Source organism: Arenibaculum sp. (assembly GCF_035998295.1).
GTDB lineage: Bacteria > Pseudomonadota > Alphaproteobacteria > Azospirillales > Azospirillaceae > DASYHS01.
This window is the reverse complement of the sequence record NZ_DASYHS010000122.1, coordinates 17,989-29,560: the sequence shown is the minus strand read 5'-3', so window position 1 is coordinate 29,560 and position 11,572 is coordinate 17,989. Positions and strand designations below refer to the sequence as shown.

12 protein-coding genes are annotated in these 11,572 nt (G+C 72.9%); 2 read left to right on the top strand and 10 right to left on the bottom strand.

Annotated features, from left to right (window positions below; translation table 11 throughout):
• A partial coding sequence (locus VGO20_RS12570; protein WP_414639803.1) for an aldehyde dehydrogenase (NADP(+)) occupies window positions 1–1,612 on the top strand: 1,612 nt, incomplete at its 5' end.
• On the opposite strand, the gene VGO20_RS12565 is transcribed toward VGO20_RS12570, so the two are convergent.
• The 9 genes from VGO20_RS12565 to VGO20_RS12525 all read right to left on the bottom strand — a co-directional run bounded on the left by VGO20_RS12565 (window position 1,575) and on the right by VGO20_RS12525 (window position 9,850).
• The gene (locus VGO20_RS12565) at window positions 1,575–2,531 is read right to left on the bottom strand and encodes an ATP-grasp domain-containing protein (protein WP_327502693.1); all 957 of its coding nucleotides are present in this window, start codon (window positions 2,529–2,531) and stop codon (window positions 1,575–1,577) included. The genes VGO20_RS12570 and VGO20_RS12565 overlap by 38 nt on opposite strands.
• A complete protein-coding gene (locus tag VGO20_RS12560; RefSeq protein ID WP_327502692.1) occupies window positions 2,513–2,923 on the bottom strand; it encodes a VOC family protein in 411 nt (136 codons plus the stop codon). Before VGO20_RS12560 ends, VGO20_RS12565 begins: the two co-directional genes overlap by 19 nt.
• A gap of 67 nt (window positions 2,924–2,990) precedes the next feature.
• Window positions 2,991–3,749 carry an SDR family NAD(P)-dependent oxidoreductase gene (locus VGO20_RS12555; RefSeq protein ID WP_327502691.1) on the bottom strand — a complete coding sequence of 253 codons (759 nt, stop codon included), beginning with the start codon at window positions 3,747–3,749 and terminating at the stop codon, window positions 2,991–2,993.
• Window positions 3,750–3,776: 27 nt separating this feature from the next.
• Window positions 3,777–5,228 carry an aldehyde dehydrogenase gene (locus tag VGO20_RS12550; RefSeq protein ID WP_327502690.1) on the bottom strand — a complete coding sequence of 484 codons (1,452 nt, stop codon included), beginning with the start codon at window positions 5,226–5,228 and terminating at the stop codon, window positions 3,777–3,779.
• A gap of 20 nt (window positions 5,229–5,248) precedes the next feature.
• A complete protein-coding gene (locus tag VGO20_RS12545; RefSeq protein WP_327502689.1) occupies window positions 5,249–5,998 on the bottom strand; it encodes an ABC transporter ATP-binding protein in 750 nt (249 codons plus the stop codon).
• Window positions 5,985–6,716, bottom strand: a complete 732-nt coding sequence (locus VGO20_RS12540) for an ABC transporter ATP-binding protein (protein WP_327502688.1) — start codon at window positions 6,714–6,716, stop codon at window positions 5,985–5,987. The genes VGO20_RS12545 and VGO20_RS12540 overlap by 14 nt, the downstream gene beginning before the upstream one ends.
• Window positions 6,713–7,678, bottom strand: coding sequence for a branched-chain amino acid ABC transporter permease (locus VGO20_RS12535; RefSeq protein ID WP_327502686.1), 966 nt, complete (start codon window positions 7,676–7,678; stop codon window positions 6,713–6,715). The genes VGO20_RS12540 and VGO20_RS12535 overlap by 4 nt, the downstream gene beginning before the upstream one ends.
• On the bottom strand, window positions 7,675–8,547 hold the full coding sequence (locus VGO20_RS12530; RefSeq protein ID WP_327502685.1) for a branched-chain amino acid ABC transporter permease: 873 nt from the start codon (window positions 8,545–8,547) through the stop codon (window positions 7,675–7,677). The genes VGO20_RS12535 and VGO20_RS12530 overlap by 4 nt, the downstream gene beginning before the upstream one ends.
• A 73-nt stretch (window positions 8,548–8,620) precedes the next feature.
• Window positions 8,621–9,850, bottom strand: coding sequence for an amino acid ABC transporter substrate-binding protein (locus VGO20_RS12525; RefSeq protein WP_327502684.1), 1,230 nt, complete (start codon window positions 9,848–9,850; stop codon window positions 8,621–8,623).
• A 169-nt stretch (window positions 9,851–10,019) separates the two neighbouring features.
• Here VGO20_RS12525 and VGO20_RS12520 point away from each other — a divergent pair, with 169 nt between their 5' ends.
• Window positions 10,020–10,898, top strand: a complete 879-nt coding sequence (locus VGO20_RS12520; RefSeq protein WP_327502683.1) for a helix-turn-helix domain-containing protein — start codon at window positions 10,020–10,022, stop codon at window positions 10,896–10,898.
• A 25-nt stretch (window positions 10,899–10,923) separates the two neighbouring features.
• Here VGO20_RS12520 and VGO20_RS12515 read toward each other — a convergent pair whose 3' ends face one another.
• On the bottom strand, window positions 10,924–11,562 hold the full coding sequence (locus VGO20_RS12515; RefSeq protein ID WP_327502682.1) for a glutathione S-transferase family protein: 639 nt from the start codon (window positions 11,560–11,562) through the stop codon (window positions 10,924–10,926).
• Window positions 11,563–11,572: the final 10 nt, after the last annotated feature.

Below are 11,572 nucleotides of genomic sequence, written 5' to 3'. Positions count from 1 at the left end.
GGAAGGAAGAGGCATGGACATCACGGGCGAGATCCTCATGGGAAACGAGGACCGGAGCACGGGGGAGACCTTCCGTGCCGTCGATCCCGCGACGGGAGCCCGCCTGGAGCCGCCGTTCTCGGCGGCAGGCCCGGCGGACGTCGCGCATGCCTGCGCCCTCGCGGACGCGGCGTTCGACCGCTACCGCGACACCGGCCTGGAGGCGCGCGCCGCGTTCCTGGAGAGGATCGCGGACGCGATCGTGGCCCTGGGCCCGTCGCTGACGGCGCGCGCGGCGGCTGAAACCGGGTTGCCGCCGGCGCGGATCGAGACCGAACGCGGCCGCACCGTCGGCCAGCTCCGCCTGTTCGCCGAGGTCGTGCGGCGGGGCGAGTTCATCGAGGCCCGGATCGACCCGGCGATGCCGGACCGCACGCCGATGCCGCGGCCCGACCTGCGCCAGCGCCACGTCGCGGTCGGCCCGGTCGCCGTGTTCGGCGCCAGCAACTTCCCGCTCGCCTTCTCGGTCGCCGGCGGCGACACCGCGTCGGCGCTGGCCGCCGGATGCCCCGTCGTCGTGAAGGGCCATCCCGCCCATCCCGGCACCAGCGAGCTCGTCGGCCGGGCAGTGCGCGCCGCCGTCCGCGACTCCGGCCTGCCCGAGGGCGTGTTCTCGCTCCTGACCGGACCGTCGAACGAACTCGGCGGCGCGCTGGTGACGGACCCGCGCATCAAGGCGGTCGGCTTCACCGGGTCGCGGGCGGGAGGGCTCGCCCTGGCGGCGCTCGCGGCCGGCCGGCCGGAGCCGATCCCGGTCCATGCCGAGATGAGCAGCGTCAACCCCGTCTTCCTGCTGCGCTCGGCCCTGGCCGGCCGGGCCGAGGCCCTCGGCCGGTCGTTCGTCGGCTCGCTCGTGATGGGGGCCGGCCAGTTCTGCACCAATCCCGGGCTGGTGTTCGCCCCGCGCGGCGCGGCACTCGACCGCTTCACCACGGCCGCCGCCGCCGCGCTGGGCGAGGCCGCGGCCGCGACCATGCTGACGCCGGGCATCAGCGAGGCCTACCGCGCCGGCGTCGAGGCGCTCGCCGGCAACCCGAAGGTCGAGCGGATCGCCCGCGGGCCCGCCGGCGACGGCGCCAACGCCTGCCAGGCCGCGCTGTTCGCGACGGACGTCGAGAGCTTCCTCGCCGACCCCGCGCTCCATCGCGAGGTCTTCGGCGCCTCCTCGCTGATCGTCCGCTGCGCCGGGATCGGCGACATGTGCCGGGCGGCCGAGGCGCTCGAAGGGCAACTGAGCGCGACCATCCACCTGGACGAGGCGGACCACGGGGACGCGCGTGCCCTGCTGCCGATCCTGGAGCGGCGCGCCGGCCGCATCCTCGCCAATGGCTGGCCGACCGGCGTCGAGGTGGGCCACGCCATGGTCCACGGAGGCCCTTACCCCGCGACCTCCGACGGCCGCGCCACCTCGGTCGGCTCGCTGGCCATCCGCCGCTTCCTGAGGCCGGTCTGCTACCAGGACCTCCCCGACGCGCTCCTGCCGGAGGCGCTGCGCGACGCCAACCCGATGGGGCTCGTCAGGCGCATCGACGGGGTCATCGGCCAGCCCGCGCGGGGGCCGGCGCGGCACTGAGCCGCGCGCCCGCGGCGTGCTCCAGCGTGGCGCGGGCGAACGCCGCCGCCGTTTCGGGCGCAAGGTCCAGGAACAGGGCGGGGTCGACGACCTCCGCCTCCAGGCAGGCGAGCCGGCCGTCGCGCCCGGGCACCCCGTCGATCCGCGCATACAGGGGCGGGCTGCCGCCCGGCAGCGCGGACAGGACCCTCTGCGCATCCTCCAGCAGGGCGGGCGACGGCTCGAAGCGTTCCGGCGGGCGCGGGCCGTAGCGCGAATTGACCCTGAACTCGCCGTCCGCGGGGCGCTTGCGCACGGCATGCGCGAACCGGCCGCCGATGAAGACGAAGCTCGCCTCGCCCTCGGCCGCGACCTCGGGCAGGAAGCGCTGCACCAGCAGCGGCCGTCCGGGCGCCTCCGCCTTCGCCCGCCCGAGCGCGTCCGCGGCACCGGCCCGCGACACCAGGGCGACCGCGAAGCCGCTGCCGCCCCAGGCCGGCTTCAGCACCGCCTCCGCCCCGTCCTCCACGCCCAGGGCGGACAGCGCGTCGCGTAGCGCGCCGGCATCGGCGTCGGGGCCGAGCAAGGCCATGTCCGGGACCCCGACACCGGCGTCGCGCAGGTCGAGGAGATAGCGCTTGTCCACGTTCCAGCGCACCAGCGGACCCCGGTTCAAGAGCCGGACGCCCGCCTCCTCCAGCCGCGCGATCCAGGCGAGGAAGGCGGCCAGGTCGTGCGGATAGTCCCAGGGCGAGCGCAGGACGACCGCGTCCATGCCCGCGAGCGCCGCCGCATCCGCCGCCGCGCCGTCGTTCCAGGGCACGACGCGGACCTGCGCACCCAGCTCCTCCAGCGCATCCCGGTACAGCGCGTCGGAACTGCTGATGCCGGGATACGCCCGGCACGTCACGACCGCGACCTTCATGCGGCGTCCGGGCATGTGTCCGCCATCTGGAGCAAGTCCCAGCGGTTGCCGTAGAGGTCGCGGAACACCGCGACGGTGCCGTAGGCCTCCTCGCGCGGGGCCTCCTCGAACTCGACGCCCGCCGCCAGCAGGCGCGCGTGGTCGCGCCGGAAATCGTCGGTGTGCAGGAACAGGAACACCCGGCCGCCGGACTGGCGGCCGACCTGCGCCTGCTGCTCCGGCGTCGCCGCCCTGGCCAGCAGCAGGCCCGTCTCCCGCGATCCCGGCGGCGCCACCCGCACCCAGCGCTTCTCCCCGCCGGCCGGCGCGTCCTCGACCAGGTCGAAGCCGAGCCTGCCGGTGAAGAAGGCGATCGCCTCGTCATAGTCGCGCACCAGCAGCGCGACCGAGCCCAGATGCTGCGTCATCGCGGTCCCCCTCCCGGGCATGGGACCCGGGACGGGGTGCCCTGGTCAAGCCCCGCGGGCCGGCGGCTCACACGCTCATGCCGCCGTCGACCATCAGCATCGTGCCGGTCGTGAAGCTGCTCCGGTCGGAGGCCAGGAACAGCACGGCCTCGGCGACCTCCTCGGGCGTGCCGTGGCGGGCGAGCGGGATCATCGCGTCGAAGAACGCGGTCCCGTCGACGCCGAGCGCCAGGCTCAGCCCGTCCTCCACCGCCCGCTGGAAGTGGTTGCCGATCGGGCCGGGATGGACGGTGTTGACCCGGATGCGGCGCGGCGCCAGCTCCTTGGCCAGGCAGCGCATCAGCCCGACCTGGGCGTGCTTCGCGGCGATGTAGGCATGGACGCCGGCATCGCCGCGCAGTCCGGCGACGCTCGACGTGATGACGATGCTGCCGCCGTCGCGCATGTGCGGCACGGCGTATTTCGCGGCCAGGAACGCGCCGCGGACATGGACCGCCAGCACCGCGTCGAACACGTCCTCGGGAAAGTCCTGCACCGGCCGGACGACGCCGAAATTGCCGGCGTTGCTGAACAGCACGTCGACCGGGCCGAAGCGCTCGACCGCGGCGGCGACGTAGCGCCGCGCGTCCTCCGCCTTCGACACGTCGGCCGCGACCACCGCCACCCGGTCTGCCGGCAGGTCCTTCCCCACCTCCTCCAGCGCGTCCCGGTCGAGGTCGACCAGCACCACCTTCGCCCCTTCCTCCGCGAACCGCCGCGCGGCCGCCCTCCCGAGGCTGCCGGCGCCGCCGGTGACGATGCAGGTCCCGTCCTTCAGCCGTGCCATGACCGTTCTTCCCTGTCCGCCTCGGGTTCAGATCGGGTAATGGAGCGCGCCGTCCTGGATCGTGATCCAGCGCAGCTCCGTGAACTCGGCGATCCCGGCCTTGCCGCCGAAGCGGCCGTAGCCGGAATCCTTGACGCCGCCGAACGGCATCTGCGCCTCGTCGTGCACGGTCGGGCCGTTGATGTGGCAGATGCCGCTCTCGATGCGCCGCGCGACCGCCATCGCCCGGTTGACGTCGCGGCCGAACACCGCCGCCGACAGGCCGTACTCGGTGTCGTTGGCGATGCGCACCGCCTCGTCGACGCCGCCGGCGCGCACGACGCTGACGACCGGGCCGAAGCTCTCCTCGGCGTAGATGCGCATCGACGCGGTCACCCTGTCGAGCAGCGTCGCCTCGATCACCGTGCCCTCGATCCCGCCGCCGGCGGCGAGCACCGCGCCCTTGGCGACCGCGTCCTCGACCAGGTGGCCGATGCGCTGCGCGGCTCCCGGGTCGACGACCGAGCCGAGCGGCGCGTCGCCGGTGCGCGGGTCGCCCGCCCGCAGCGTCCGCGCCTTGGCGGCCAGGCGCGTGACGAACGCGTCGGCGATCGTCTCGTCGACGACGATGCGCTCGGTCGACATGCAGATCTGCCCCTGGTTCATGTAGGCGCCGAACGCGGCGGCCGCGACGGCCTGCTCGATGTCGGCGTCGTCCAGGACCACCATCGGCGCCTTGCCGCCCAGCTCCAGCAGCGCCGGCTTCAGGTAGCGGCCGGCCGTCTCGGCGATCACCCGGCCGACCCGGGTCGAGCCGGTGAAGTTGACGCGGCGCACCGCCGGGTGCGCGATCAGCGCCTCGACGATCTCCGGCGCGTTCTCCGGCGCGTTCGAGATCGCATTGACCACGCCGTCGGGCAGGCCGGCCTCGCGCAGCGCGTCGACGATCAGGCGGTGCGTGCGCGGGCACATCTCCGAGGTCTTCATCACCACCGTGTTGCCGCAGGCGAGCGGCGTGGCCAGCGAGCGCACGCCCAGGATCACCGGCGCGTTCCACGGCGCGATCGACAGCACGACGCCGGCCGGCTGGCGCACCGCCATCGCGAAGGTGCCCGGCCGGTTGGACGGGATCACCTCGCCGGCGATCTGGGTCGTCAGCGACGCCGCCTCGCGCAGCATGTCGGCGCCCAGGCCGACGTTGAAGCGCGCCCAGCCCGCCGTGGCGCCGGTCTCGTCCGCCATCGCGCGGACGAAGTCCTCGCGCCGGGCCTCCAGCACGTCGGCCGCGTTCAGCAGGAATCTGCGCCGCGCGGCCGGGGCCGTGCGCGACCAGGCCGGGAAGGCCATGGCGGCGGCGTCGGCGGCCATGCGCGCGTCCTCCACGGTGGCCGCCGCCGCCCGGGTCGCGACCTCGCCGGTCACGGGGCTGGTGCGCTCGAAGGTGCGGCCGTCGGAAGCGCCTTGGTCCTCGTTTCCGATCAGCAGTCCGAGAGAGTCCATCTTCGTCCTCACTGGTTCATTCATGGGCCGTGCCCGGGGGCGTTTCCGGGGGGTGTTCCGGGCGCCATCCCCAGGAATGCGCGCTGCACGGCGGGATCGTTCGCAAGGGCGCGGGCGGAGCCCTGGCCGACGATGCGGCCGGCCTCCATCAGGTAGCCGCGGTCGGCGATCGACAAGCTGATCCTGACGTTCTGCTCGACGATCAGGAGCCCGACGCCCGTCTCCCGCACTCGGGCCAGGGCCGCGAACAGCTCCTTCACGACCACCGGCGCCAGGCCGAGGCTCGGCTCGTCCAGCATCAGCAGGTCCGGGCCGGACATCAGTGCCCGGCCGATCGCGACCATCTGCTGCTCGCCGCCCGACATCGTGCCGGCGAGTTGCGAGCGGCGTTCCGCGAGCCTCGGGAACAGCTCGTAGACGAGCGCCCGGTGCGCGGCCTCGCCGGCGCGCGCGCGCCGGGCGTAGGCGCCCAGCAGCAGGTTCTCCTCGACGCTGAGGTCGCCGAAGATGCCACGTCCCTCCGGCACCAGCGCGATCCCGTCCTCCAGCACCGCGTGCGCGGGCCGGCCGAGCAGCGACCGCCCGTCCAGGCGGATGTCCGATCGGCCCCTCGGGCGGACGAGCCCGGCGACGGCCTTCAGCAGCGACGATTTGCCGGCGCCGTTGGCGCCCAGGATCACCACGGTCTCGCCCCTGCCCGCGCACACCGAGACGGCGTCGAGCGCGAGGTGCTGGCCGTAGCGCAGCGACAGCCGGTCAATCTCGAGCATGGTCCTCTCCGAGATAGGCGCGGACGACCTCCGGGTCGGCGAGCACGCCGCCGGTCGGGCCGTCGGCGATCTTGCGGCCGGCATTCATCACGATGCAGCGCGTGCACAGCGCGCGCACCGCGTCCATCACGTGCTCGACCAGCAGGATCGTCATGCCCCGCCGGCGCAGCGAGGCTATCAGGTCGATGCCGACGCGCAGCTCCGTCGGGTTCAGCCCGGCCAGCCACTCGTCCAGCAGCAGCAGGGCCGGCTCTGCGGCCAGCGCCCGGGCCAGTTCCACCCGCTTCTGGTCGATATAGGTCAGGGCCTCGGCGTTCTCGTCGGCCCGCCCGGCGAGCCCGACCTCGGCGAGGCGCTCGAGCGCCGCCTCGCGCGCGGCCTCGCCCCAGAGAGGCCGCCGCGAGAAGGCCAGCGCCGCGACGACGTTGTCGATCACGCTCAGCGAGGGCAGGACGCGGACAAGCTGGAAAGTGCGGGCGATGCCGCGATGCGCGATGCGGTTCGGCGCCAGACCGGTGATCGCCTCGCCCTTGAAGCGGATGGTCCCGCCGGACGCCGGCAGCATCCCGGAGATCGTGTTGAGGACGGTCGTCTTGCCCGAGCCGTTCGGGCCGAGCAGTGCTACCACCTCGCCCTGCTCGACCCCGAAGGAGACGCCGTCGACCGCGGTCAGGCCGCCGAAGCGCTTGGTCAGGCCGGTGACGTCGAGCAGCCTCATCGCGCCGTCTCCTCCCCCCGGGCCGCCGGCCGGCGCCTGCGGGGCGTCCCGGCGCGCCGCCACAGATCCTCGGCGAAGGCCAGCACGCCGTTCGGCAGCAGGAAGACGATCGCGATGAACAGCAGGCCGAGGATGATCGGATAGTGGTTCGGGAAATTCGCCGACAGCCACTCGAACAGCAGGAACAGCGGCACCGCGCCGCAGGCCGGGCCCCACAGCCGGCGCGCGCCGCCGAGCAGCGCCATGATCAGCGTCAGGAACGAGATCGTCGGGTTGAAGACGATGCTCGGCTCGACATAGGTCCAGCGCGGCGCCTGGATCGCGCCGGCCAGCGTGATGATGACGGCGCTGGCGGCGAACAGGGCGAGCTTGGTGCGGATGATGTCGATGCCGCTATGGGCCGCGACGACCTCGTCGTCGCCGATCACCTTGAGCGCGAGGCCGATCCGGTTGCGCCCGACCCGCCACGACAGCAGCAGCGTCCCGGCCGCGAGCGCCAGGAGCTGCCAGTAGATCTCCTTCGGCCCGATCGGCAGGAAGATGTAGCGGCCGAGCGTGCCGGTGACGTTGATCTCGTACCAGGTGACGAGCTGGCGCACGAGCTCGGCGAGGCCGAAGGTGAAGATGACGAAGTAGACGCCGGCCAGCCTCAGCGTCGCGAGCCCGACGACGAGCGCCACCGCAAGCCCGACCAGCGCCGCGGCCACCAGGACCAGCGCATGGGGCAGGGTTTCGCCCAGCACCGCGACCACGTAGGCGCCGAGCCCGAAGAAGGCGACGGTCGCCAGCGAGACGTAGCGGGTCGGCCCGGAGAACAGCGCCCAGGCCGTCGCCAGGGTCGCGTATCCGACGATGCCGATCATCAGCCCGAGGCCGTAGGCGTCGAGGTGAAGCGGGGCCAGGACGAGGGCGGCGCAGACCGCCGCCAGGGCGATGCCGGCGCCCAGGGTGCGCAGGCTCATCGCGCGGCCCTCCCGAACAGGCCCGACGGCCGCCACAGCAGGACGGCGAGGAAGATGGCGTATGTCGCCGCCAGGGTCAGGCCGGGATCGACATGGGTCGCGATGACGGTCTCGGCGAGGCCCAGGATCAGGCCGGCCGAGAGCGCGCCCGGAAGGTTTCCGACGCCGCCCATGATGACGACGATCAGCGCCTTCATCGTGAAGACGACGCCCGAGGTCGCGGTGAAGGTCTGGTACATGGAGATCACGACCCCGCCCGCGGCCGCCAGCGCCGCGCCGAGCGCAAAGGCGAAGCGGGCCATGCGGTCGACGTCGATGCCGACCAGCGGGGCCGATTGCGGCGCCACGGCGACGGCACGCAACGCCGTGCCCCAGCGGGTCCGCGTCAGCAGCAGGTACAGCCCGCCGGCCAGCGCCACGGCGAGGCAGAGCGCCAGCAGCCGGTTGGCCGCCATGGTGGCGCCGAGCACGTCGACCCCGACGTTCAGGAACGAGTAGCTGGTGTAGTTGCTGCCGAAGGCGACCAGCATGACGCCCTGGATCACGAACAGCACGCCGAAGGTGGCGAGGATCGAGTCCGTTTCCAGCCCTGCGCGGTCCTTCGCCCGGGCGACCAGCGGCCGCATCATCAGGCCGTAGAGGGCGTAGCCGAAGGCGAAGCCCGCCGGCACGACGACGAGCAGGCCCGCGACCGGGTTCACGCCCAGGCCATGGTAGAGGACATAGGCCAGGAAGGCGGCGGCGATGATGATTTCGCCGTAGGCGAGGTTCATGATCCGCGCGATGCCGTATTGCAGGGTCAGGCCCAGGGCGACCAGCGCGTAGGTGCCGCCGAGCACGAGCCCGGCTATTGCCGTCGTGGCGAGCATCGGGCCGCCCCCCTCGGTGTCGGATGGTCTGGCATCGGGTGCCCCCCGCGGCCCGGGCCGCGGGGGGACAAGCTCAGGGCGCGCCCCAGGCCGGCTTCGGCAGCACGGGCTTGCTGGCGCCGGCGCGCTCCTGCGGGGCGACGCCCACGAACGCGTCGCCCTGCCACTGGCCGGTCCACCAGAGCTGGCGGAGCTGGTTGTTCTCCAGCTTCGTCTCGCCGAGCACGGTGTCGAAGGTGCCGGTGGCGATCTCCCGGGACACGGCTTCGCGGTCGAGGCCGACGCGCTCGATCGCCTGCTGCAGCATCTGCAGGCTGGCATAGGTGATGACGCTGCCCCAGTAGTCCGGGGCCTGACCGGTCACTTCCCGGTGCCGCGCCCGGTAGGCGGCGTTCGCCGCGTTCCCGGGGTCGATGCCGCCCAGGCTCATGACGCCGGTGGCGTTGTCGCCGTGCAGTTCCTTGTAGCGCGGGAAGCCGACCCCGACGCCGAGATAGAGGACCTTGGGGTTGAAGTCCGCGACCTGCATCTGCTGCGTCAGCGCGAAGGTGTCGGGCGGGTAGGAGAAGGCGACGAAGCTGTCCGCCCCCGACCCGGCAGCCTCGTTGATCATCGGCCCGAACTCCGACGTGCCGATCGGATAGGTCGCGTCGTAGATGACGTCCATTCCCGCCTCCTCGAGGGCGGGGCGCGCCGCCGTGACGAGGTCGATGCCGAAGCCGTCGGCGATCGAGATCATGGCCACCTTGTCGTTGATCTCGCCGCGGTCGCGGGCGTCCTTCAGCAGGCCGGCCAGCGCGCTCGCGTAGTCGTGCCCGCCGCCCAGCATCCAGAAGCTGTTCTTCCAGCGCTCGACGAACTCCGGCGCCCGGTCGGTCACCGACGAGACGGCGAGCTGCGGATAGCCGAAGCGGTCGTAGAGCGGGGCGACCGCCAGGTTGAAGCCCGTGCCCCAGGGCGGCAGGATGAAGTCGACCTCGTCCTGCGTCGCCAGCCGCTCGGTGGCGCGGACCACCTCCTCGGTCTGCGAGCGGTCGTCGTACTCGACGACCTCGATCGGCAGCCGCGTGCCGTCCGGCAGCTTCAGGCCGCCGGCGTCGTTCACGTCCTTCACCCAGAGCTGGTAGTTCGGCAGGGTGGTGATGCCGGCGCCGCCGGCATTGGGGCCGGTCTTGGAGATGGCGTAGCCGATCCTGACCGTATTACGGTCCTGCGCCGAAGCGCCGAGGCCGGCGCCGGCCGCCGCAACGGTGGCGGCGAGGCCGAGCATGCGCAGGACGGACCTGCGCCGAAGCGACGTCATGGGCTTTCCTCCTCAAGGGCGGCCGCTTGTGTCGGGCGGCTCTTTCGTCGGGAGGGTCCCGGCCCTCCGACCCTCAGACGATACGCCGGAGGCGGGGGCGTAAAAATGGACGGATTACGAATATAATTGTACTTTTGACGGGCTGGCCACGCCCCCCGGAGGAACCGCCTTGAGCCACCGGCCGATCCCGGCCCTGGAGACCGTCCCCGGCACCGAAGCCCGGATCCTGCCGAGCGCGCTGGCGCCGTCGGAATGGAAACTGCGCGGCAACAGGAGCCGGGCGGTCGTCCTGGTGTCGGGCCGCGGCCATCTGGCGATCGGGGAGGCGCGGGCGGCCCTCTCGGCGCCCTGCGTCGTCTGGCTTCCCGCCGGCCGTTCGGGGACCCTCGTCGTCGAGGCCGGCTCGCGCGGGGCGGCGCTCGCGATCCCGGAACTGGCGCTCGGCCGCGCCGTGCCCGCCGGCCCGGTCGCGGCCCAGGTGCAGGAGGCGCTGTTCCACCCCGTGCTGGGCGCGAAGCTCGACGCTCCGGCCGCGCGGCGGCTGTGCGACACGATCGCGACCGTGGGCGAGGAGCTGGCGGCCAACCGGCCCGGCGCCCAGGAGGCGGTTGGCCATCACCTTGCGCTGGTCCTGATCGAGATCTGGCGGCTGTCGGGCCCGGCGGTCGCCAAGCCGCTGCCGTCGCCGCGCGCCACCGTGCGCAACTTCCTGCACCTCGTCGACCTGCACATTCGCGACCACTGGCCCGTCGCCCGCTACGCCCGCTTCCTGGGTGTGTCGACCGACCGGCTGAACAGCGCGGTGCGCCGTTTCACCGGCCGCTCGCCGCTGGCGGTGATCCACGACCGCCTGATCGCCGAGGCCGAGATCCTGCTCGACGGCTCCGGCCTCCAGGTCGCGGAGGTCGCGGAAGCCCTGGGGTTCCGCGACGCCGCCTATTTCAACCGCTTCTTCAGGCGCAAGACCGGCACGCCGCCCGGCCGCCACAGGGCGGCGGCGCCGCGAGGCCGCGCCGGTGTCGACAAGTCCTTCGCGGCCTGGCCGTGACGCCGTCGCCCGATGGCGGTCGGCCCTACGCCGCCTGCAGCAGCGGGTTCTGCTCGCGTTCCAGGATCTTGCGCACGGCCGGGCGCGACAGCATCCGCTCCTTCCAGGCCGTGTAGTTCCCCATCTCCTCGACCGGCAGCCCGATGCGTACGCCCCAAGTGTAGAAGACCAGCGCGTACGGGTCGCACAGCGTGAACTGCTCGCCCTGCATCCAGGTCCGGCCCTCGACCAGGCCGTCGATCTCCCGCAGGTACGCCTCGAACGTCTTCCTGCCCGTGGCCTTGAGCGCCTCGTGCGTGCTCTCGTCCTCGGCGAAGCGCGACGGCCGCGCGACATGGGTAAAGCTGGGATGCACGGAGTTCGAGAACCAAGCCATCATCGACAGGCACCGCGCCTCGGCCAACGGGTCGGCGGGCATCAGCCCGGCCTCGGGCTTCAGCCTCGCGAGATAGGTCAGGATCGCGAGGTTCTCGGTCAGCACGGCGCCATCGTCGAGCCGCAGCGCCGGCACCCTGCCGCGGGGATTGACCTTCCTGTAGCTCTCTGCGTTCTGCTCGCCCTTCGCGAGGACGACGGGCTGCGTCTCGTAGGCGGCCCCGGTCTCCTCGAGGACGATGTGCGATGCCAGCGAGCAGGCCCCGGGGCTGTAGAAGAGCGTCATCATCGGCGTTGTT

Coding starts and splice junctions, on each gene's coding strand:
- VGO20_RS12565 (WP_327502693.1), bottom strand. CDS start 2,531: ATGCCCGGACGCCGCATGAAGGTCGCGGTCGTGACGTGCCGGGCGTAT.
- VGO20_RS12560 (WP_327502692.1), bottom strand. CDS start 2,923: ATGACGCAGCATCTGGGCTCGGTCGCGCTGCTGGTGCGCGACTATGAC.
- VGO20_RS12555 (WP_327502691.1), bottom strand. CDS start 3,749: ATGGCACGGCTGAAGGACGGGACCTGCATCGTCACCGGCGGCGCCGGC.
- VGO20_RS12550 (WP_327502690.1), bottom strand. CDS start 5,228: ATGGACTCTCTCGGACTGCTGATCGGAAACGAGGACCAAGGCGCTTCC.
- VGO20_RS12545 (WP_327502689.1), bottom strand. CDS start 5,998: ATGCTCGAGATTGACCGGCTGTCGCTGCGCTACGGCCAGCACCTCGCG.
- VGO20_RS12540 (WP_327502688.1), bottom strand. CDS start 6,716: ATGAGGCTGCTCGACGTCACCGGCCTGACCAAGCGCTTCGGCGGCCTG.
- VGO20_RS12535 (WP_327502686.1), bottom strand. CDS start 7,678: ATGAGCCTGCGCACCCTGGGCGCCGGCATCGCCCTGGCGGCGGTCTGC.
- VGO20_RS12530 (WP_327502685.1), bottom strand. CDS start 8,547: ATGCTCGCCACGACGGCAATAGCCGGGCTCGTGCTCGGCGGCACCTAC.
- VGO20_RS12525 (WP_327502684.1), bottom strand. CDS start 9,850: ATGACGTCGCTTCGGCGCAGGTCCGTCCTGCGCATGCTCGGCCTCGCC.
- VGO20_RS12515 (WP_327502682.1), bottom strand. CDS start 11,562: ATGATGACGCTCTTCTACAGCCCCGGGGCCTGCTCGCTGGCATCGCAC.